Origin of the sequence: Allocoleopsis franciscana PCC 7113 (assembly GCF_000317515.1) — a bacterium.
GTDB classification, from domain to species: domain Bacteria; phylum Cyanobacteriota; class Cyanobacteriia; order Cyanobacteriales; family Coleofasciculaceae; genus Allocoleopsis; species Allocoleopsis franciscana.
This window is the reverse complement of the sequence record NC_019738.1, coordinates 793,099-814,372: the sequence shown is the minus strand read 5'-3', so window position 1 is coordinate 814,372 and position 21,274 is coordinate 793,099. Positions and strand designations below refer to the sequence as shown.

The window sequence follows — 21,274 nt, the reverse complement described above, 5'->3', positions numbered from 1 at the left end:
ATCTAACCCCTGACGGCTGGGTTGGAGGATACGAGAAATTTGATTTTGGACACTGTCACTACTTCCAACATCAGCCGCGCCAACGCCGTAGACTTGCCCGAACCCGGTCGCCCCACTAACAAAACCTGCTGCTCAGCATACTTGCGAAGCCCTTCCAGCACCGAAAATCGCTCAATTTTCTCTTCCTGCCGCTGTTCTCGCTCCTCCTTTTTTACCGTCTGCACCATCAACCCAACGTCAAAAATCGGTGCCACTTCCTTCGACTGCCGTTGCTTCCCTGTGGCATCCGTCAACGTGTAAAACTGCCACCACTTTTCATCGGTGGTTGCGATCGCAGTCAAATAAGGCTGAAAATCAATATCAGACGGCTTTGCCACTGTATTACTCCATCGGCGCTCGCGTTAATCTGTCTCCTTAATTGAGTTACCATATCAACACTGTCCGGGTTCTCCTGAGCAACCGAAACTGCTTAAGAATTAACTATCTTTTTAGATCACATACCCATTACTTCTTGAGTAAGATGCAGAACTCTCCTACCCATAACCACTGTAGCTAATGGCTCTCAAGATGCCAAAGCGGTTGCGATCGCTTCACGCACTCTCACCAGCATCCAGGCGATCGCATCCAACCCAAAAAACATCATCTCCTGTCCTTTAGAAGGGTGCGCCGGAACGCACCCTCCTGTGTTTTTAGCTTGTCATCACCTCAGTTTCATGGATTTCGATGGAGTTGAGAGCATCTGGCGTTTCGTAGATGGCGTAATGCCACCCCACAATGTCGGGGTCGGATTTTCCCGCTGCACTCAACGGACTGATGTATTTACGTCCAACGATTTCGCAGAATTTTTTATTGTAAACAATCACCTGTCCGTAGGGGTAACGGGGAGGTTGCCAGTGGGCGGGAATTTCTGCGACCGAGAGTGTAACATCAATGCGCGTCATAATAGTAAATTAGCTCCTCGCTAAGTGTTCGTTAGTTGGGAGTTAGAGGCGGTTAGTGTGTGCTAGCACCTAATCGCTTCGCTCTTAATTGAAGAGTATAATTTTATTAAATAAAAATCAAGCATTTTCTGCAAAAAAGATTTGTCTTTTATATGGCAAACAAATTTATTTCCATGAAACTTCATTTAGGCTTAAAGCAATATAAAAATCTTCATTAAATGTAGATAATTTGCTCAAATATAAATCTTTAAGAATTCATTCAATTAATAGAAACGATAGTTGTTTATAAATTTACCCAGAAAAGCCGAGAGGAGATAGCGGAAATGTTGGGATTGAGCGATTTCAGGCAAACCAGAGTGTATCAGGAGACCGTAGAAGAGGCCAAATTAGAAACAGTTCCCTTTATGTTGACGTTAGGAGCGAGTGTGGAGCAAATAGCACAAGGGATAGGTTTAGATGTCGAGCAAGTGAGGCAGGCGGCAGTGTCCCATCTGTTGGCATCACAGATGAGTGTGGAGCAAGTGGCAGAGGCGTTAGGTTTAGATGTCGAAGCAGTCAGACAAATAGAGGCATCCAACGCTTAGAGTGATGAACCCACCCAGGAAAAGTGATTTGTGAGACTCGTGCACCTTTGTCAGTAAGCCTCCATACCCGCTAAGAAATTAATTTCTTGGCTTATAGTTCAAGTCCATTGAAATGGACTGAAAGTTTTATCTAGTCGTATGAAGACGAATGCGAGCTATGAGACAGTGGTTTTAACCACTGGCGGTTGTTGCAACTGATGCAAGATCTCAGTTTCAATGGACTGAAATTCATACTCAGTCGTTTTTAGACAACTTTATCTGTCAGCCAAGGGTTTAAACCCTGGCGGGTTATTGCGATTGGTGCAAGACCCCCATGAGCTGACGCTCACAGCAAACAATGAAAGTGATTCTTCTTCACTTTTACCTTTTACCTTTTGCCTTCTGCCTTTCAAGACAGATGTGAGCCTCTAACGGACGCGATCGCACTTATGATACTTGCATTTGCCTGAGCACTTGCCGAATCACATCCGCAGGCACTTGATCTGTAATCGTTACCGCACCAATCTGAGTCGGTAAAATAAACCGTACCTTCCCATCTTTCACTTTCTTATCCGTTTGTAGACTATCCACAATTGCATCAATATCCAGTCCAGAAGGTAACTGAGTCGGTAATCCTGTTTTCTCAATTAATGCGTCTTGACGCTGTGCCTCCTCTGACTTCCACATCTTGAGTTGCACTGCAATCTGACCGGCTGCAACCATGCCAATTGCCACCGCTTCCCCATGATTGACTAACTTATATCCCGTTAAGCTTTCTACCGCATGACCAATCGTGTGACCATAGTTGAGAATTGCCCTTAACCCTGCTTCCTTCTCATCTTTCCCTACCACATCTGCTTTGGCTTGACAGGAACGAGCGAGAATCAGAGACAACAACTCCTCATCCACATAACGCAATTGATCGAGACGCTTTGCCGCTTCTAGTTTGTCGAATAGCTCAGCATCCCAAATAATCCCATATTTAATTACCTCTGCCATCCCTGCCCGAAATTCGCGAGGTGGTAATGTTTTTAATACAGAGGGGTCAATTAAAACAAATTTCGGTTGATAAAATGCCCCAATTAAGTTCTTACCTTGGGGATGATTCACCCCAGTCTTGCCACCCACCGAGGAATCCACCATTGCCAACAGCGATGTCGGCACCTGCACTACATTAATCCCCCGTAGCCAGGTAGCCGCCGCAAAACCCGCCATATCCCCAACCACGCCACCCCCTAAAGCGACGACGGTAGAGGAACGCTCTAAACGGTTTTCTAATGCAACATCATAGATTTTTTGCACAGACTTGAGGGTTTTGTAGCGTTCACCCGCCGGGAGAGTACAGGTGGATACCTCATATCCCACTAACTTTAGGGCTGCAAGCGTCCGTTCGCCATATTTCTTGAATATCACAGGATTCGATACCACCAAAACCTTCTTCCCCAGTTTTAAGCGGCTCATCCACACCCCTAAATCATCTAATCCACCTGCCACTACGGCAATCTGATAAGACTGCTCCGGCAAATTCACTCCAATCACAGAATCCATTGCGCCTTGACCCCTTCCGAGCACTTGTGCGCTGTATTTTATCCCACCCAATGATTCAATGGAGATATATGGTTTTTTGTGGAGAAACGTAAATGTCTGGAGTCGTTGCTTACTTTTTATTGCTCGGTGGTGCTACAGGTGTTGCTCTGGCGCTCTTTTTTGGTTTGAAGGCTGTCAAATTGATTTAACACTCACTTGGGACTGGGGACTGCGACACAAGGATTTCCCTCACCAGTCCCCAATTCTCTGTTTCTTATCTCAGATCTTGCACCAAGCTTTTTCACCCCTCCCCAGCCCTTTCCTTGGTAAGGGGAGGGAGCTCAATACCCCCCTTATTAAGGGGGGTTAGGGGGGTGATGCAAGATGTGAGCCTCCAAGGGACGCTTCGCGCATCCCCAACAGATGGAAGAAACACAATTAGCTGAAATCATTCAACTATAAGGGTTTGAGAATGTGTTTCTTAAGAGTTATCCCACTTCCATCAGTTCGGCATCTTGCAGTGTACCCGCTCAGCTTCGCTGGTTGCCCTCAGCAATCTTTCAGACACCAAAGCTTGACGCACTATACCTATTGTTTTAGGCAAAACTCCTACCAACCGGGCAAGAACTTCATCAGGCAACTCGTCAATGAGTTGAGGGTCAAAGTATTGATACAGCATAATCAACAGTTTTTCTGCTCGCTGCAATGGTACCCAAGTCTCCATTGCTTTATGAGTAAAAAGAATCCATTGTTGACGCAGAGCATAGGCTTTCTTGCGTTCAATCCGAGTTTCGGGATAAACGATAGAAACTTTGCCGATAGGAATGACTCGACTACATTTAAGGTCGAAAACACTACCAACAGCAGCACCTGGCCCCGCCAGTTCTGAATGGTGAGGATTGCAAATAATCAGAGCATTGCCAGGAGTACCCTTGACTCTGAGTAGTTGACCAGTCTGCAACTGACTCAAGATTTCAGTCGGTTGAGTTATTGGCCTATACACAAGAGATTTTCCTTCCATAAAAAAGCGCAGAACGAATCAATTAATTTATATTGTTGTTTATCTATCTGCAATGGATATTGCAGAATATTTGCAACTGTTGAATGATGTTATTTAGGTTGCCTGTAAGGTAAAAGCTTCATGATTTATGACGCGAGGAGTCATAGGTCTAAACTTGAGACCATCAGTACCTAAATAATTGACCAAGTTTTTTCTATGCCTAGACTGCCACTATTGAACAATAAAAAAACTTAGTATTATTTCAAATCAGTTCACCGGATTTTTAGGAGTGTATTACTTGAGCTAGCTTTCAAAGTTACACAAACCAAGCTGATGATTCCGGAGATTTTTCAGCTTTAGTGTAAAAAATCGATGAGGAAACCTGTAAAAAATTGATGAAGAAGCTATGAAACACGCTAAAAGCACAAAGGGTGCCCAAGCCTCTCGCGATACGGCTAAAGCACCTAAATTAGGTTTAGAATGAAATATTTTTTACCGAGTCACTCATTGAAGCTAAGGGATGAGTGACTCTACAACATAGGGCGCGATCGCTTCCTAACGCCTCAAAATTGTTACTCAGGCTACTGTTCTCATCTTTGCCTTTACAAGCAGTTTACCATTGGCATCAACACTCATGTCTTTTCCTGGCACATATCCCTTACGAATCAACTGCTGAAACACAGCGACTGAAGTAATTTTCTGGATGGCTTGCAACACAACCGCAGGAATGAGATTTTCTATCGACCAGAGAATAGCCTCTTCATCAAACCAGAGTAACCGCTCGAAACTGACAAGCACCATCCCGGCTACTTCTTCAATTGTCATCTGACTGCTCAGATGGGCGATGATATCTGCCCCAATTTGGGTGTTACGGGTCATCATCGCCCTCGCTATCTTACCGATTTCTTGATCTAACTCTAGTGGGTTCATACTTGGCTTTTGTGTTTTGTGCCTAAGGTGTGCCTGTCTACGGTCTCTCCAGAAGACTCGTCGTTTTGCCAAGTATACCTAAAGATAGATGAAAGTATATCTTAGGAAGGATGAACTTTTGGTTTAAAATCACCAAACGATTGCTTCGTCGGGCAGGCAGGATGCCTACTCCAGCCGACAAATCAAAGATTTTGGGATAGGCTTCCCGCCTGTCGGAGCCTTGGGTGCAAGACTCCCCATGAGCTAGCGCTCACAACAAACAATGAAAATCTCTTTACCCGATTACCCATTACCGATTACCGATTACCCATTTTCAAGACATCTCTCAGTTGGTCAAAAGCCTCCAGTCTGAAACCCAAAAAATGATACAAACTGAATTTGAGACTGACTTCAATGCGGTCTATTACAAAACCAATGGAAATCCAAAAATTTATTGTTTCTTGTGATGGCACGCCATCGAAGATGATTTAGAAATACATCAACAAGCAGGACTCCCCGCAGCATTGATTCCCTTTCCCTGCCATCCCAAGCATACCTGACGCATTAGGATGATTTCTAGCTCACATCTGTTAAATTAGAGTAATCTTCACTTGATGGTAATACTCATCCTTCGCTCTGACAATGCATAATTTTTTGCCCATCGCTTACTTTCAAAAGAATTTTGTCCCCTTTGCTGATGCCAAAATTTCAATTGCCACCCATGCGCTACACTATGGAACTGGAGCTTTTGGAGGATTAAGGGGAATTCCTGACCCTCAAAATGAAAAGCAAATCCTGTTGTTTCGCTTAGATCGCCATTGCCAACGATTAAGCCATAGCGCTAAAGTTCTTAATTACAATTTGCCCCCTGATAAAATTCAGAACGTTATCGTTAATTTTGTTAAAAAAAATAACCCAGCCACTTCTTTTTATATTCGACCTTTTGTCTACACATCAGATTTAGGAATTGCGCCTAGGCTACATAACATTGAAAAAGATTTCTTTGTTTATGGGCTAGAGTTGGGAGATTATTTATCTCCGGATGGAGTCAGTTGTCGCATTAGTTCTTGGTATCGTCAAGAAGACCGTAGCTTACCTTTAAGAGCCAAGATTAGTGGCGCTTACATTACTTCTTCATTAGCGAAAACGGAAGCCGTAGAATCAGGTTTTGATGAGGCTATTTTGATTAATTCTCAAGGTAAAGTCTGCGAAGCCTCTGGGATGAATATCTTTATCGTGAGAAATGGACAACTCATTACCCCTGGATTCGATCAAGATATTTTAGAGGGAATTACCAGAGATAGTATTCTCACCCTTGCCAGAGACTTGGAAATTCCTACTGTAGAAAGACCTGTTGATAAATCAGAACTTTTGATAGCCGATGAAGTTTTCCTGAGTGGAACAGCCGCCCGGATTACCCCAGTGAAACGAGTAGAAAATTATGAATTATCCCAGAACCGACCGATTACGGAAAAACTCAGAGATAAGCTAACGGCTATTACAGAAAATCGAGACTCTAATTACCAAGACTGGGTTTTCCCCATCTCTGTTGACTAACAATTGCGGTAATGGAAAATGGGTCAGCTAAAGTGTGAACGATAAGGTATAAAATATCAAGTATGAAACACGCGATTACCCATTTTCTATTCCCATTTTTAGATAGGAATATCGCTACTCCAACACCCCGAATTAATGTAAATACCCTGGAAATTTTGCACCTTTCCCAGTGTCATGAAGTAGACCCAAGCCAATCCGAGTGATTGCCCTGCTTTGTCATAAACTTCAATTTGCTCTCGATTATATTCGTTGTCTTCCGGTCGGCGGTTTGGGTCGTAATCTTCTAGTTGATCCAAACTATCGAAGATGGCGGAATCAGCAAAGGTGAGCAAAAAACCCTGCACCTGACTGTCTCCAAGTATCATTCCTGGATAGCCCCGCGATAGGTGATACAGTTGACCGTATGCGATCGCAGGTTGCTCCTCCACGACCTTTCCTGCACAGTAGCGATGGTAATTAATCTCTCCGGGTTTGAGGGTGCCGTATACGAAAACTTTAATAAGATTCAAGGTTCGAGCGCTAGTCAATACATACTACAATTAGTAGTATAGTTGCAGGTCATGATTATCCCTGAGTGATATCGGCAAAATTCGCCATCGGGGATGTGTCAAAATTACAACAAGCAAAGGCAGATAGCGAGTCCCGTAGGAGCAAGTGTTGTGGAGTCCCGTTACAACCCCGCCGAGATAGAGGCACATTGGCAAAAGATTTGGTCTGAGCAAGGAATCGATCAGACCCAGACAGAGAGCGATAAACCGAAATTCTACGCCCTGTCGATGTTTCCCTATCCATCGGGTAACCTGCACATGGGTCATGTTCGTAATTATACGATTACGGATGTGATTGCTAGAACTCACCGGATGCAGGGCTATCGGGTACTGCACCCGATGGGTTGGGATGCCTTTGGTTTACCGGCGGAAAATGCGGCAATCCAGCGTGGCGTTCATCCGGCGAAGTGGACGTATGAAAACATTGCCCATATGAAGGGGCAGTTAAAGCCGTTGGGTTTTTCCATCGACTGGAATCACGAACTCGCTACTTGTTCTCCAGACTATTACAAGTGGACACAGTGGATTTTCTTGCAATTTCTCAAAGCAGGATTGGCTTATCAGAAAGAAGCCGCTGTAAACTGGGACCCGATCGATCAAACTGTACTCGCCAACGAGCAAGTGGATAGTGAGGGACGTTCTTGGCGTTCCGGTGCCAAAGTCGAACGTAAATTGTTGCGGCAATGGTTCTTTAAAATTACCAACTATGCCGAGGAATTGCTCAACGACTTGGATAAGTTGACGGGTTGGCCGGAACGGGTGAAACTCATGCAGGCCAACTGGATTGGGAAATCGGTTGGTGCCTATTTAGAATTTCCCATTGTTGGGATGGATGAAAAAATCGGCGTGTTCACGACTCGTCCGGATACGGTTTATGGCGTGACTTATGTTGTGTTAGCGCCAGAACATCCCTTAACGCCGAAAGTGACAACCCAAGACCGGAAAGTGGCGGTTGACGCCTTTATCCAAGAAGTTTCTGAAGAAAGCGAACTGGAACGCACAGCGGAGGATAAGCCGAAACGCGGGATTCCCACGGGGGGTAAAGCCATCAATCCGTTTACTGGGGAAGAAATCCCCATCTGGATTGCCGACTACGTACTGTATGAGTATGGCACCGGTGCGGTGATGGGTGTTCCTGCTCACGATACCAGGGATTTCCAATTCGCCACAGAGCAAAAGTTGCCGATTCAAGTGGCGATTGTGCGGGCTGATGCGGCTGATGCCAAGGTTGCTCCGAAGCAGGCTTACACTGAGCCAGGTATTGTGGTGAATTCTGACCTATTTAACGGGATGGAATCCCCTCATGCCAAGGAAGAAATTATTAAATATGCCGAAAGACAAGGATGGGGGAAAGCCCGAATCCAGTATCGTTTGCGGGATTGGTTAATCTCCCGGCAACGCTACTGGGGTGCCCCGATTCCGGTGATTCACTGTCCGAATTGCGGGATAGTGCCGGTGCCGGAAGCTGATTTGCCGGTGCAGTTGCCGGAAGATGTGGAATTTAAGGGGGGGCGTGTTTCGTCCTTAGCACAACTTGAAGGTTGGGCAAATGTGCCTTGTCCCAGTTGTGGCACCGCAGCGAAGCGGGAGACGGACACGATGGATACGTTTATCGATTCTTCGTGGTATTTCTTGCGCTTTACGGATGCCAAGAATGACAATCAAGTGTTTGACCCCAACAAAACGAATGACTGGATGCCAGTTGATCAATATGTCGGGGGAATTGAACACGCGATTTTGCACTTATTGTACTCGCGGTTCTTTACTAAAGTGTTGCGCGATCGCGGTTTGCTCAACTTCGATGAACCGTTCCAACGCCTGTTAACTCAAGGCATGGTGCAGGGGTTAACCTACATGAACCCCACCACTGGCAAGTGGATTCCTTCGGCACAGGTAGACCCCAACGACCCGAAAGACCCCGAAACGGGGGAAAAGTTGGAAGTTTCCTACAAAACGATGTCGAAATCTAAGTATAACGGCGTCGCACCGGAGGCTGTAATTAACAAGTACGGCGCAGATACAGCCCGGATGTTCATCTTGTTTAAGGCACCGCCGGAAAAAGATTTGGAATGGGATGAGGCGGATGTGGAAGGGCAATTCCGCTTCCTGAATCGCGTCTGGCGTTTGGTGACAGATTTTGTAGCCGTGAAGGGCGCAAAGCCTAACACTCCTACAGAGGGTGACTTGACGAAAGCTGAAAAGGACTTGAGACGGGCTATTCACACTGCCATTAAAGCTGTCACTGAAGATTTAGGGGATGAGTACCAATTCAACACGGCGGTTTCAGAGTTGATGAAACTGAGTAATGCTTTGACGGATGCGAATTGCAAAGACTCACCCGTATATGTTGAAGGAATTGAAACTTTAATACTGATGTTGGCACCCTTTGCCCCCCATATTGCTGAGGAGTTGTGGCGTCAGACGGGTCATAGTGAGTCAGTTCATACTGCTCCTTGGCCTCAATATGACCCAGATGCTTTAGTGGCTGATGAGATTACCTTGGTGATTCAAATTATGGGCAAAACTCGCGGGACAGTTCAAGTGCCATCGCAAGCGGATAAGCAAGCGTTGGAACAATATGCGCGGGAGTCGGAGGTTGCCCAGCGTTACCTTGAAGGCAAGGAAATTAAGAAGGTGATTGTGGTGCCTGGGAAGCTGGTGAATTTTGTTGTGGGTTGAAACCAGCCAGGTTAGTCATTGCCATTCTGACATTCTGATTAGAGTCGGGTGGCAGTGACAGTAAGCCAACTTTTGCTCCGTGGGTTACTTGAGGTTAGGTGGGAGATAGAACTTCTGTAGAGATACCAGTGACCAGAATTGGGGTAAGCGTATCAGTAAAACAGCGATGACCAAAAAAGACGCGATCGCAACCATCAGTTTATTCTCCCATATTCCTTCAAAGTCACCGAGGTAATGGGAACCAATGAGCACCGTATGCATAGCCGCAAGCACTAAAGCGGGAACCGATAGCAAGTGAATGTATCGCCAGCGTGTTCCCAAAGCCTTCTGAAGCAGGTCAAAACTCGTCAGCGCGGCGGGTGTTATCAATACCAGTGCCACAATTCCCGCCCAAATCCCCATCTGATGCATCGGCAACATGAAGGAAATTGCCTCAAAATTCCACTGCAAGGTATGCTCCAGCATGTGACCAGTATGGGCTAAAGCCAACACATAAGCCCCCACCCCAATCGCACGGCGATAACGCAAAGGTTGTGCCCAGAAGCGATGTATCGGACGGGCAATTAGCGCTAACATCAGCAGGATGAGCGAGGCGTGCCCAGTATAATCGACCATTGCATCCGTTCGCAACAGGGTTAAGATCCCAATGGTGAGTGTCACCCAGCCTCCCAGACGAAACAGTTGACTGCGTTTATCAGCACTGAGTTTAGACGCTGACACCCCCACTCCCATCATCATGGGCATCGTTCCCAAGCCAAAAGCCAGCATTGTCGCGGCACCCAGCCAGAGATCACCGGTTTGTGCCGCCCGAATTTGAGCGGCATACAAAAAACCACAGGGCATCAAACCCCAAACACCACCCAAAAGAGCCGGTGTCCACCAGTAGGGTTTGGCAGATAGTTCACTCATGGCTGCACTCAGCCGCTGATGCCATTTGCCCTGAGTGAGTGGGTGCAACAAAGGTAGATGCGGGAGAAAGTCGGGTTTAATTTGTACCAAGCCAAACCAAATCAGCATCAAACCCGTGAGAATTGCCATCCCCTGACGTAAGCCACTCCCAATTCCTGCTAATTGTCCACTAGCTAGCAACAGAGAACCCAACCCCCCAATCCCAGCACCCACCAAGGTATAGCTGACAAGGCGTCCCAAATTCAGCAAAAGGTGAAATCCGAGGAGTAATCCTTTGGGGTTCTCTCGCTTCTGAGATAGGGAAAAAGCCACGGTAATGGGGCCACACATCCCCACACAATGACCAAAACTCCCTAGGAATCCTAGGGTCATAAGCAGAAAAAAGTCTACGTCTAGTAGCATATTCCTTGGTAATCACCCAGAGAGCGCCTAAACAGTTGAGAAAGTTTTAATGGCTGGTTTAGGGAAATTTACTTAGGGCTTGCTGAATAAGTCGGCGAAAAACAACCGATGGATTAATCAGTTATTTAATCCTGGAATAATAATGAGCTTTTGTTGTTGTTAATTCCCACAAGCATAAGCCGAATTAATAGTTATCGAGAAAAAAGGCGTGATGTTGTGTATTGCACAAAAAAAGACAAAAAAACTGCCGTAGCAGGGTGGAAAGATTCATGACTAAAAAAGTGATAGCAATAGCCGTTTGAGAAGTATGAGGCAGTTTAGCCATGACGCGATTCAAGCTAAATCTTCGCTTTGAGATGCCAAATTTTCCTTCAATAGCATTGCGAACCTTCTCGTCGTCTAAGGCTTGTTTCTTTTTGTCTGAGCTGACATTAGCTGGAGGTCTGCCTAAGGGGGGGCCACTTATTCTAATCCCTCTTTCTTTACAGAATGCTCGATTCTCGCGATTTCGATAAATTCTATCTACATGTACTGATTCGGGATAGACTCCTGTGTGCTGTTTAAATGCTTCTATTTGGGCTTTTAAGTCTCCGGCTTCATTAAAGTTATCCCAGCTTATACGGTCTAAAAAGACATATCCATCTCTGACGCTTGCTGCTAGTTTAGCTCCAAATTCTACAGGTTTTCCGGCTTTTCCTCTCACAATTGGACGGATATGGGGCTGACTTAAACTGACTATTCTGTCGTCAATTCTCTGGGCTTTATTCTCATACATCCATTGCTGTTGACGGTAAACTTCCGCCACCACCAGCAAGCTCTTATATTGAGAGATGCTCAAACCCTCAAGTGCTTCTCCTGTCTGAAGGAGCTGGTCAATGTGTGATAAATTTCTTTTTATATATTTCAGTTGTTTTTTTATAGCTTTTCTTCTCTCTTTTCTTGACGATCTCCGTTTTTTGGCGACTTTCAAGTAATCTTTCCGAGCGAGGTTTCTATAAGTTTTTGGCTTTTTCTTTAGTCTCCCTTTTAGGGGCTTATAGAGAGTATCTATTATCTTTTCCGTTTTGACTCTGGCTTGATTTAATAGACCCAAGTCATTGGGATAGCTGATATCTCCTGGCGCACAGGTAGCATCCAGAATTAATTTCCCTTGATTCGGGCTTTCTCTTGTTTCTTGCCTTTCTGAGAGTGAGCTTTTTTTTTAGATTCCTCCTCTGTTTCTTCCTGAATCTTCTTTACCATTCTTTGATTTATTTGATTTACTAAATCAACATTTATCCTTTCTCTAAATCTTACCAAAAGTGAGGCATCATAAGGGGCTTCGTTGCTGTAATGCTTTCTCCCTATAAAGTATTGTAAGTAAGGGTTTTCTTTTATTTGTTCTACTGTTTCCCGATCGCTTATTCCTAATCTTTCTTTGATTATTAATGAACCCAATGCCATCCGAAATGGCAGCGCAGGTGCCCCCATATCAATAGAAAAAATTTTGGCGTATTCCTCTTCAAATTCATCCCAGGGTATCAGATTTGCCATGATTACCCAACGGTTATCTTGTGATAACTTTCCCTCAAAGGGCAGCTCAAAGTTTTCCGGTGGGGTCGGGCTTGAGGAAGCTTTTCTGTACATTTTCCCTGCTCTTGGTACAAGGATTTTGTGGGATTCTACCAGATTTCCTGGGAGCTGAACAACTTTCAAGACCGCTCAAACTATTTATAGCTAAGGGTTTCCGGTTTTTACAGCAAACCCTACTTAATTTTCTCCCAGATTTTAAGGAGTGCGATCGCTCTTGTCAAAAGACATGCTGTAAAACTTTATCGGAAAAGGAACTAAATCGCCGCCAAAATTGCCATAGCATCTGAATGTTTGCAACTCACTTCTAACTACAAACGCTCCAGTCATCCGCTCAAGGAAGGGTGACTCAAAACGAATGATAGATTACGATCAGCATCGGCTGACCACCTGCGCTTGATCTCGGCACACAGGTTGCTACCCTGTTTTGGCTGTAGTCCTTGGCGGCATTCAATTTAATGGGTTTGATCTATGGCTTTTAATCCTCGTCCTCTGAATTTATCTGTAATTAAAAAAGGCTCTACGGAAGCTGCTGTAGCGGCTTGGCAGAGATTTATACAGGATGCGGGATTTCCAATTGGGGCGATTGATGGTAATTTTGGCAACGGCACAGATATTGCTACTCGTGCCTATCAGGAAAAAAATGGGTTGTTGGCGGATGGGGTTGTGGGCGCTGGCAGCTATACGAAAGCTTTAACCCAGGGGTTCATTTTTTATGTGGCAAACCTCACGGCTGCTATGCTTCTGGAATGTCTCAACTTTGGCGAGGCACAAGTGAAAGACTTACAGCAGAGTTTGAATGCCATCGCCCAACTCACACCACCCTTAGCCAGTGATGGTGACTTTGGACTTAATAGTGCTAGAGGATTAGCAGAAGCTTACAAAAAGCTAGATGTCAGCTTTCGCCCAGCACTGGCGCAAAAGCTCTCTGCTTCGACTAAACTCAAACTCGGTGCTGACTTCGAGCCAGCCTTAGATACAATCACCGAATATGCCAGACGGCAACGCCAACGTCTCAGTGGTGCTCACTGGGTTAAGTATTTTTTGGCGAGTACCTCTATCGATGATTTGGCTTCACCGTTTCGCCAAAAGGTACAAGCGTTTGAGAAAGCCTTGCTGGCAGCTGGGGCAAAAATTGAAATTGCCAATACGCTTCGACCACCCCAACGGGCATACTTGATGCACTATGCCTCCAAAATTACGAGAAGGGAAATTGCTCCCCAAAATGTCCCCTCTCGCATTGGTGTTGATATTAGTTGGGTGCATTACACCAACGCCATATCGATTCAGGCGGCTCAGCAGATGGTGGATGCCTATGATATTGCTTTTCCCCCGGCATTACAGTCTCGTCACACACAGGGGCTGGCGATCGACTGGCTTGTCACTTGGCAAGGTACGCTCAATATTAAGGATGCAAAGGGACGAATGGTGAGTATAGCTTCTCCCCGCTCTAGTTATGAAAACTCAGCACTTTGGCGTGTCGGTGCTACCTATGGCGTGATTAAGTTAGCGAGCGATCGACCTCATTGGTCTAGTGATGGACATTAGATAAGTGATTCTACATTGAATAACAACACGGGTGAGTGGAGTTGTAGGGACAGCGAAAAGATACCCCACTCACAAATTTTAAGTTAGAATTATTCCTCTATCCTGTAACTCTTTCACCGTTAAATCCAGAGATTCCTCTATTAGGGGAAAATAAGGTTGCAAATCAGAAGAATTCTGCAAAATCCAAATCGTCCAACGACAAGCAGTTGGGTCAGATTCAGCTAATTGATGTAAGGCTGTTGTCAGGATATCGCCGATTAAGTCAGTTTTGGGAAAGGTACTGAGAAAATTCTTTAAAGATTTCACCAATGGCTGTCTTTTGTTTCTTAAAGCCTTAAAGGCTAAATCAGCATAAGACTTGCATTCCTGTGTATGACAAAGCATGGCTTTTCCTCCGGCTACTGCCGTCATCTTCCTAGAATGGGTATTACAACAATTACCAACAGAATCGTTTTCAAACCACCTCGGTAAGAGTTCCTATCCCTGCCTCTGCTTGTGCCTTACGAGGCTAACGCTTCGTTCAACGCAGTCAGGTCAGGGAATAAATACCAAATGCTAATTTAGAACTTGGTTACTTTTGAGAAATTCCTTCCTAAGTGGGATAGACAAGGGTTACTCTAGAGGATTTTTCTTTTCAAGCCCCAACCGAGAATGACATTAGTCGAGTTAGTTGGGAGTATCGATAGGGAGTTAACTTGATACTGTTTTAATTATGAAGATAAGGCTAATTTGTGAATATTTTGTGAACCAATAGGCTAGGTCTGAAATATGTATCCAACTACACCAAAATTTTACTTGACTGCAAACACTTTGCTGATTCTCTCTAATAAACCTATTGAATCATGAAACAGTGAGAGTCTTTTGGGTGCCAAATATAGCAGGGAATGGATTAAAAATTCTTGAATTTTACAAAAATACAAATTTAGAATTCATCTTATTCCTTTATATTTCAAAGCGATCGCTATAAATCAGGTGTTGAAACACAACGATAAAGCTGATAGGGAATCCCTATTCGGTAATGTTGAGAAGGGTCAATTGTGCAGCGGGATTGGTTCCCAATGGCAAGTTTTGGAGGATATTCCCGACGCCTCAACCCAGGCGCAACCACCCAAAGATTCAAACGAGAAACTGATAAAAAGGGCAGTTTAGACAGTTTTTGCCAAACGAATTCATAGGAGGGTTCTCGGTGTAAAAAGGCAAAAGAAGCCTCTGTCATTCCCTCCAAATTACCTCGATGTAATTGGTCAATAGCTAACGCAAAACTTAATCCCAAAGCAACATCTTGAAAGTTTTGATATCCCACTACCATCATGATGGGAACATCTCCATCCACGGACATATTCCTGGCTACCTGCTGAGGATGGAAGGATTTGAGAAACGCTAAGTTAGAAATGACAAAAATACAACTCAATAAGGAAACAGACAAAAAAATGGTTGCAGGTTGTAGCTGAGAAGACGGATTTGAACCCATCTTTTGGGAACCCCAGGGAAGAATAACCTTCAATTTTCTGGAGCTAAAGCTAGCTCCGAGCAAAACACATAAGGCTGGGTAGTAAACAAAGTGATAGCGAGGGGCAACAGTAATATCCTTGCCTAGCAGATAAATAATCCCTGCAAATTGCAGCAGCACACAAAGGATGAAACCGGAGAGGGTTAAGATTGCCAGATGCGTTTCCGGCTGCTGCCAGAGTAACTTTAGTCCTCGCCAGCCTTGCCAACCCACCCAACCCCCAAACACAATAGTCAATAACACGGCTGGGATCTGAATCCACAACGGTTGACTTTCGACTGGCAGCGCGATCGCCATGCTCAGCCAAGCTAAAACGGTTTGATACAAGGGAGCAATATGTTGAGGTTTGGGAAGCCACCCTGTTTCAGCACGCCCAAAACTGCCCAACATCACAGATAGCCAAGGCAAATAACTCACTGCCACGCCGACGATTACCAGCGTAACGGCTAGCCAACTTCCCTTGGGTAAAAGCCGACGACGCCAGTACATCAGTCCGGTTAGGGTCAAAAGCTGGGCAATGAATGCCAGAATAAAAAAGTAGTGGACATAGCAACCGATACTGTTAATGATGCCCCACAACAACCAAACGAAGGGTTTTGGCAACTGCTGCCGATTGTAGAGGGCGTGCTGAATCTGCATTAATCCCAGTAGCGCCAGGATAATCAACAGCATCGGTAACGTGTAGTGACGTGCTTCTTGGGAGAGGTAGACGGCAAAGGGAGAAACCGCCATGAAAGCGGCTCCGAGCAGACCGGCGATGGGGGAAAAAACGATACGATTGAAAGCATAAGTGGCTGCGATCGCACCCACCCCCAAGAGAGCAGGAAGCGCCCTGAGTTTCCACGAGAGCGTGTGGGCGACGGGTTCCATCCCATTCAGCCATTGATGCATTAAGCAAAAAAACAGAGGAGGATGGGTGGATTCGGTGGCAACGGCTTGGGCAATCGCGGCACAACTACGATGGGGTTGAAGCGTAAACAACTCCTGCAAGGTTGAAGCCGGGAATACCACCTCTAAAGGTACATCTTTGTAACGGTGCCCTAAGCTGAGTAAAGCTGTCAGCACCTCATCGAGCCATAGAAGTTTAAGATCGAGATTGCAAAATCGCAGCGCTACTCCTAGAGCCATGACTCCAGCCAACGCCCAATAATGTAGAGAGAGGTTTTTGCGGTTATCCATGATGTGGAGCTTGTTCGCTAAACCACTCTACACCAGACGCTCAACTTTGCCATGAAGGACTCCCAGAACAAGCATGATCCCGGCGTCATGTTATACGAAGTTGCGCTCAAACGGGATAGATCACAAACAGCAGAGGATCTCTTGTCCTAAATAGCTTCAGTCAGTTTGACAGGACTATGGCTAAACTTCATTAGCTCGTAAAGGTCATAAGCGGATAATTCTTCCTGACTTGGCTCGTCAGTTTGGCAGATGGCAACAATTGGATCGCCGTATCCTTTGGCTCTACCAATTAAAAACAGCTTTTGATCAGCATATTCTCCAATTAGGCGGAAATTGTCAGCCGTAAAAAAATCTACGTAATTAAAAAAGCTACGATTTTTTATTCTCATTTTCGCTCTTCCTCTTCAGTTCTTCAACAATGACTATCGCTCAGTGTTAAGTGGGTAAGTCAAATAAATCTACTTCTATTTTGATATTTTCTTTTCAAATTGTGATTATGACTCAATATATTAGGAATACCTTCAATTTCAAAGGAAGATTGATGAAGAGCATATTTCATTGTATTCACTTTAGGAAAGTTGGCTGAATTTAAAAATTCATGTTGTGAAGTGTGTTCAGTTCGTAATGGTGCAGTGCTATTCATTTTCGTTTCCATTTTCCATAATCTTTAAAATCGACAGAGGAAATTTGATGCAAAGAATGCAATTCAATCAGTATGATCAGCAGTCAATCAATTAATCTTATACTCGTTCTTGCCGAAGCCATTCTTTGTAAGTCATCATCCATACCCCTTTATACTTGTGGCGTTTTGCGAGGTGGGTCAAGAAACGAATAGCTGACACTAACTAAGTGATCATATTATTCGCTAGGAGACCCCAAGGACAACGGCTTACCTTAAGCTGATGTCAATGGTGCTCCTTCCATTGCCTACGGAGTTAGCTGACGGACTCAGACTGGAAGGTGTCTGTCTCACGCTGAGTGAGATTTGCCCCAAAAATTGGTTCCTCCGTTCTTCTCCAAGTTAAGACTTGATTGAATGGGTCAATCTTGAAGAAAATTAGGCTACCCACTTACTTTTTAAGAGTATTACTCCCTTGTGTAGGATTTGTCTAGTTAAAGTAATAATTCTTCAGATTTATCAAGTTAGGTGAATTACCCTGCAAGACCGCTATCTTAGTATCAATTAGTTTTTCATCTTAGGAGGAAGAAACCGTGTGGCTGATCGCCGTGTTCATTTGTCTCGGTTGGATTTTATCAGTTTGCATACATGAGTTCGGACACGCGGTAGTAGCTTATTTGGGTGGAGATAAGTCAGTAAAAGATAAGGGATATTTAACATTAAACCCGCTCAAATATACCCACCCCGTTTATAGCCTCCTCCTACCAATTCTTTTTCTCTTGATGGGTGGTATTGCACTGCCGGGAGGGGCTGTTTATATTAATCATCGTCGCTTACGCAGCCGCTGGTGGAAAAGTGCTGTTTCAGCCGCCGGCCCCTTTGCCAGCATCGTTGTCACGATACTACTGACGATTCCTTTTGGGTTAGGTTGGGCGACGCCATCTGTAGAACACTGGATTTGGCCCAGTTTGGCATTTCTAGTCCTCTTAGAAATTGCGAGTGTCTTGCTCAATTTACTGCCCATTCCCCCCCTGGATGGTTATGGAATTATTGAGCCATGGTTACCCCGAAAAACACAGATTAAGCTGAACAAATTTAGCAAGTATGGAATATGGATTCTTTTTGCCTTGCTTTGGTATGTTCAGCCATTAAATCAATTGTTTTGGAATTGGACTTATACCATTAGTGATTTTCTGGGTATATCTCCACAGATGGCAGGTCATGGATATTATCTTTTTCGACAACAATCGAATATTTTAATCTTAGGATTGGTGGGTTGTTTATGGCTATTTAGACGTAAAGAAGTTGGGTGGTATAACCGAGGTGAAAAGTTACGAAAATCGCAACGTTATGAGGAGGCGATCGCATCCTATGAGGCAGCGATTAAAATTCAACCCAAATACTCCGAAGCTTGGTATGCAAAAGCTTCCTTACTTTATCAATTACAACGATATGAAGAAGCCTTGGTTGCCTATGAAAAGATAATTCAAATCCAGCCAGAGGAGGCTCATGCTTGGTTTGTCAGAGGCTGGATACTCGGAGAATTACAACAATACGACCAAGCCATTGCTTCATACGATAAGGCTATTGAAATCGAGGAAAACCTAGATGAAGTTTGGTTTTACAGAGCTAAGACACTTGAGAAGTGGAAGCGGTATGAAGACGCGATCGCATCCTATGATAAAGCCATTCAAATTAAACCCAATTATCCTGATGCTTGGTACAACAAAGCTTGTTGTTATGCCTTGTTAGGCAATGTATCCACAGCCATTGAAACCCTAAAACATGCGATCAACTTCAACCCAGAACAACTTAGGGAAAAAGCCAAAACTGATTCTTCCTTTGATGCTATCCGGGAGAATCAGCTTTTCAAGAACTTATGGCATCACAACTAACTAACCTCTTCTCCCAAAACCTCTGCGCTCCTCTGCGCGAGCCACTGCGAACTCTGCGTTAAAAACCTACAATTTGCCTACCCACTGATTCGCTCTCATTAACGATATAAATAGGGTAAGCAAGATGCTCACCCCACGGAAAATAGCCTACGCACTAAGACGCGCAGGCATTTTAGTATCCTCGGAAGTTTCCTTTAATTGGGCTTCCTGCGCTAAAAACTCGGCTAATTGCGCTTCAATTTGTTCCTTAACAATCTGGCGATACTCCATAAAATGTTCAATTTGAGCACAAGTAGATAGATAACTGCTCAAACCACCCCGATTGTAGCGATACATATTCATAAAATTGCGCCAGAATTGCCAACGAGTATTACGAACAACTCCCTGCCGCCAGCAAATAGTCAGTAGCGCTCGAACCACCACCCAATTTAACTTTTTCTTAACAGATTTTTCCTTCTTCGGATAGGTGGCTTCACCTAAAATGCGATAGTGACGGTAGGTGCGATCTAAAAAACACGCTGGTTCATATAATCTCCAAAAGGCATCAATATATTCATTAGCAATCTCTTCCAACGGACGAGTTGGCACAAAGTTCATCAATGTCGTTTGATTGATATTTGCGGATTCGATTCGCAGCCGTCCTTCTTTCTTTAATCGATGCCACAAAGCAGTGTCGGGTAGGGCTTGCAACATGCTGAATAAGGCGGTAGGAATTGCCGTTTTTTCCACAAATTGGACAATGCGATCGCCTGCGCCCGATTTTTCCCCATCAAAGCCAATAATAAACCCAGCCATCACTCGCAATCCTGAGCGAGTAATCGCATGTACGGCCTCACTTAAAGAGTCTCTCGTATTCTGATACTTTTGTGTCAAGGCTAAACTTTCTTCATCCGGTGTCTCAATCCCTAAAAACACCGCCCCAAAATTACATTGAACCATCCAATCCATCAGTTCTTGGTCTTTAGCCAAATCCACTGATGCCTCAGTGGCAAATGAGAACGGATACCCGTGTTCTACCATCCAGGGTTTTAATTCTTTCAGAAATAACTTGACATTACGCTTATTGCCAATGAAGTTATCATCCACCATAAAAATACTGCGTCGCCAACCTAACTCATAAAGGCGTTCTAATTCCGCCAAAAGTTGAGCTGGGGTTTTAGTCCGGGGTTTGCGACCATAGAGGACAATAATGTCACAGAATTCGCACTGAAACGGACAGCCTCGCGAAAACTGAACGGACATTTCCGAATAAGCGTCAAATTCCAGTAAATCGAAGCGAGGAATCGGAGTGTTCGTGACATCCGGTTTCTCTCCCCCAGATCGGAAGATACCAGAGGACTCACCCCGTTCAATGGCGTCTATAAACAAGGGTAAAGTAATTTCCCCTTCATCTAAAATCAAATAGTCAGCACCCGATGCTTCGGCTTCGTGGGGTAACGCTGTTGGGTAAGGACCACCGACAGCAACCGCTTTCCCTCGCCGTTTCGCTTCCTGAATTTGCGCTAAGAAATCTTCCTTTTGCACAATCATGGCAGAAAGAATCACTAAATCTGCCCACTCCCACTCGGCTTCCGTTACCTGGCTGACATTGCGATCCACCAGCTTAAATTCCCAGGTTTGGGGCAGAATAGCTGCCACTGTGACTAATCCTAAGGGGGGAAGCATTGCCTTGCGACCCAGCAAGGCTAACGTTTTTTCAAAAGACCAAAAGCTTTTAGGAAACAGGGGATAAATCAGTAAAACTCGCATTAAATTTCAATCCTCACACCGAATTAAGCGATTAATTTTTTAAGAATTCAAGTATTTCAATAGCAGATGTTTGTTTTTTTAGGAATAACCTTTAGCCTTATACTCTTTCAGTTGATTTCGCGGGTAACAAGAGCGCTAATCAAAAAGGGAAATTGCCGATAGATTAGACA

18 protein-coding genes, 1 pseudogene and 1 riboswitch are annotated in these 21,274 nt (G+C 44.6%); of the genes and pseudogenes, 7 read left to right on the top strand and 12 right to left on the bottom strand.

The window, feature by feature from the left end; translation table 11 throughout:
- Window positions 1-2: 2 nt before the first annotated feature.
- Together MIC7113_RS03435 and MIC7113_RS03430 are read right to left on the bottom strand one after the other, a co-directional pair.
- A complete protein-coding gene (locus MIC7113_RS03435) occupies window positions 3-377 on the bottom strand; it encodes a hypothetical protein (protein WP_015180784.1) in 375 nt (124 codons plus the stop codon).
- A gap of 312 nt (window positions 378-689) precedes the next feature.
- Window positions 690-941, bottom strand: coding sequence for a hypothetical protein (locus tag MIC7113_RS03430; RefSeq protein WP_015180783.1), 252 nt, complete (start codon window positions 939-941; stop codon window positions 690-692).
- Between the two features lie 257 nt (window positions 942-1,198).
- Here MIC7113_RS03430 and MIC7113_RS39155 point away from each other — a divergent pair.
- Both MIC7113_RS39155 and MIC7113_RS35290 read left to right on the top strand, forming a co-directional pair.
- Window positions 1,199-1,261 (top strand): annotated as a pseudogene (locus MIC7113_RS39155) (hypothetical protein); the annotation flags it as partial.
- A 3-nt stretch (window positions 1,262-1,264) separates the two neighbouring features.
- On the top strand, window positions 1,265-1,525 hold the full coding sequence (locus MIC7113_RS35290; protein ID WP_015180782.1) for a hypothetical protein: 261 nt from the start codon (window positions 1,265-1,267) through the stop codon (window positions 1,523-1,525).
- A gap of 426 nt (window positions 1,526-1,951) precedes the next feature.
- On the opposite strand, the gene aroB is transcribed toward MIC7113_RS35290, so the two are convergent.
- Complete coding sequence (gene aroB / locus MIC7113_RS03420) at window positions 1,952-3,052, bottom strand: 3-dehydroquinate synthase (protein WP_015180781.1); 1,101 nt, start codon at window positions 3,050-3,052, stop codon at window positions 1,952-1,954.
- A 92-nt stretch (window positions 3,053-3,144) separates the two neighbouring features.
- On the opposite strand from aroB, the gene petL reads away from it, so the two are divergent.
- Window positions 3,145-3,240: a cytochrome b6-f complex subunit PetL gene (petL, locus tag MIC7113_RS03415; RefSeq protein ID WP_015180780.1), complete on the top strand. Its 96-nt coding sequence runs from the start codon at window positions 3,145-3,147 to the stop codon at window positions 3,238-3,240.
- 293 nt (window positions 3,241-3,533) lie between these two features.
- Here petL and MIC7113_RS03410 read toward each other — a convergent pair whose 3' ends face one another.
- Together MIC7113_RS03410 and MIC7113_RS03405 are read right to left on the bottom strand one after the other, a co-directional pair.
- Window positions 3,534-4,034 (bottom strand): hypothetical protein, encoded by a 501-nt coding sequence (locus MIC7113_RS03410; protein ID WP_226883588.1) that lies wholly within the window; start codon window positions 4,032-4,034, stop codon window positions 3,534-3,536.
- 573 nt (window positions 4,035-4,607) lie between these two features.
- Window positions 4,608-4,961 (bottom strand): hypothetical protein, encoded by a 354-nt coding sequence (locus MIC7113_RS03405; protein WP_015180778.1) that lies wholly within the window; start codon window positions 4,959-4,961, stop codon window positions 4,608-4,610.
- A 621-nt stretch (window positions 4,962-5,582) separates the two neighbouring features.
- Here MIC7113_RS03405 and MIC7113_RS03400 point away from each other — a divergent pair.
- Window positions 5,583-6,497: a branched-chain amino acid transaminase gene (locus MIC7113_RS03400; protein ID WP_015180777.1), complete on the top strand. Its 915-nt coding sequence runs from the start codon at window positions 5,583-5,585 to the stop codon at window positions 6,495-6,497.
- 98 nt (window positions 6,498-6,595) lie between these two features.
- Here the strand turns inward: MIC7113_RS03400 and MIC7113_RS03395 are convergent, their stop codons facing one another.
- Window positions 6,596-7,006 carry a gamma-glutamylcyclotransferase family protein gene (locus tag MIC7113_RS03395; protein WP_015180776.1) on the bottom strand — a complete coding sequence of 137 codons (411 nt, stop codon included), beginning with the start codon at window positions 7,004-7,006 and terminating at the stop codon, window positions 6,596-6,598.
- Window positions 7,007-7,156: 150 nt separating this feature from the next.
- On the opposite strand from MIC7113_RS03395, the gene leuS reads away from it, so the two are divergent.
- Window positions 7,157-9,724 (top strand): leucine--tRNA ligase, encoded by a 2,568-nt coding sequence (gene leuS / locus MIC7113_RS03390; protein WP_015180775.1) that lies wholly within the window; start codon window positions 7,157-7,159, stop codon window positions 9,722-9,724.
- An 84-nt stretch (window positions 9,725-9,808) separates the two neighbouring features.
- Here the strand turns inward: leuS and MIC7113_RS03385 are convergent, their stop codons facing one another.
- A complete protein-coding gene (locus tag MIC7113_RS03385) occupies window positions 9,809-11,035 on the bottom strand; it encodes an urease accessory protein UreH domain-containing protein (protein WP_015180774.1) in 1,227 nt (408 codons plus the stop codon).
- A 184-nt stretch (window positions 11,036-11,219) separates the two neighbouring features.
- A protein-coding gene (locus tag MIC7113_RS35285; RefSeq protein WP_390463838.1) for an IS5 family transposase occupies window positions 11,220-12,661 on the bottom strand; the annotation gives its coding sequence in 2 pieces (ribosomal slippage) (window positions 11,220-12,227 and window positions 12,230-12,661; 1,440 coding nt in all).
- Between the two features lie 414 nt (window positions 12,662-13,075).
- Here MIC7113_RS35285 and MIC7113_RS03370 point away from each other — a divergent pair.
- Complete coding sequence (locus MIC7113_RS03370) at window positions 13,076-14,152, top strand: peptidoglycan-binding domain-containing protein (RefSeq protein ID WP_015180773.1); 1,077 nt, start codon at window positions 13,076-13,078, stop codon at window positions 14,150-14,152.
- A gap of 78 nt (window positions 14,153-14,230) precedes the next feature.
- Here the strand turns inward: MIC7113_RS03370 and MIC7113_RS03365 are convergent, their stop codons facing one another.
- The 3 genes from MIC7113_RS03365 to MIC7113_RS03355 form a co-directional block, all read right to left on the bottom strand.
- A complete protein-coding gene (locus MIC7113_RS03365; protein ID WP_041779875.1) occupies window positions 14,231-14,563 on the bottom strand; it encodes a hypothetical protein in 333 nt (110 codons plus the stop codon).
- A 550-nt stretch (window positions 14,564-15,113) separates the two neighbouring features.
- Window positions 15,114-16,841 carry a glycosyltransferase family 39 protein gene (locus tag MIC7113_RS03360; protein ID WP_015180771.1) on the bottom strand — a complete coding sequence of 576 codons (1,728 nt, stop codon included), beginning with the start codon at window positions 16,839-16,841 and terminating at the stop codon, window positions 15,114-15,116.
- A 146-nt stretch (window positions 16,842-16,987) separates the two neighbouring features.
- A complete protein-coding gene (locus MIC7113_RS03355; protein WP_015180770.1) occupies window positions 16,988-17,230 on the bottom strand; it encodes a hypothetical protein in 243 nt (80 codons plus the stop codon).
- Between the two features lie 520 nt (window positions 17,231-17,750).
- Window positions 17,751-17,880, bottom strand: a riboswitch (cyclic di-AMP (ydaO/yuaA leader).
- A 173-nt stretch (window positions 17,881-18,053) separates the two neighbouring features.
- On the opposite strand from MIC7113_RS03355, the gene MIC7113_RS33005 reads away from it, so the two are divergent.
- Entirely contained in the window at window positions 18,054-19,355 is a 1,302-nt protein-coding gene (locus tag MIC7113_RS33005; protein ID WP_015180768.1) for a site-2 protease family protein, read from the top strand.
- A gap of 147 nt (window positions 19,356-19,502) precedes the next feature.
- Here the strand turns inward: MIC7113_RS33005 and MIC7113_RS03345 are convergent, their stop codons facing one another.
- On the bottom strand, window positions 19,503-21,104 hold the full coding sequence (locus tag MIC7113_RS03345) for a B12-binding domain-containing radical SAM protein (RefSeq protein ID WP_015180767.1): 1,602 nt from the start codon (window positions 21,102-21,104) through the stop codon (window positions 19,503-19,505).
- Between the last annotated feature and the right edge of the window lie 170 nt (window positions 21,105-21,274).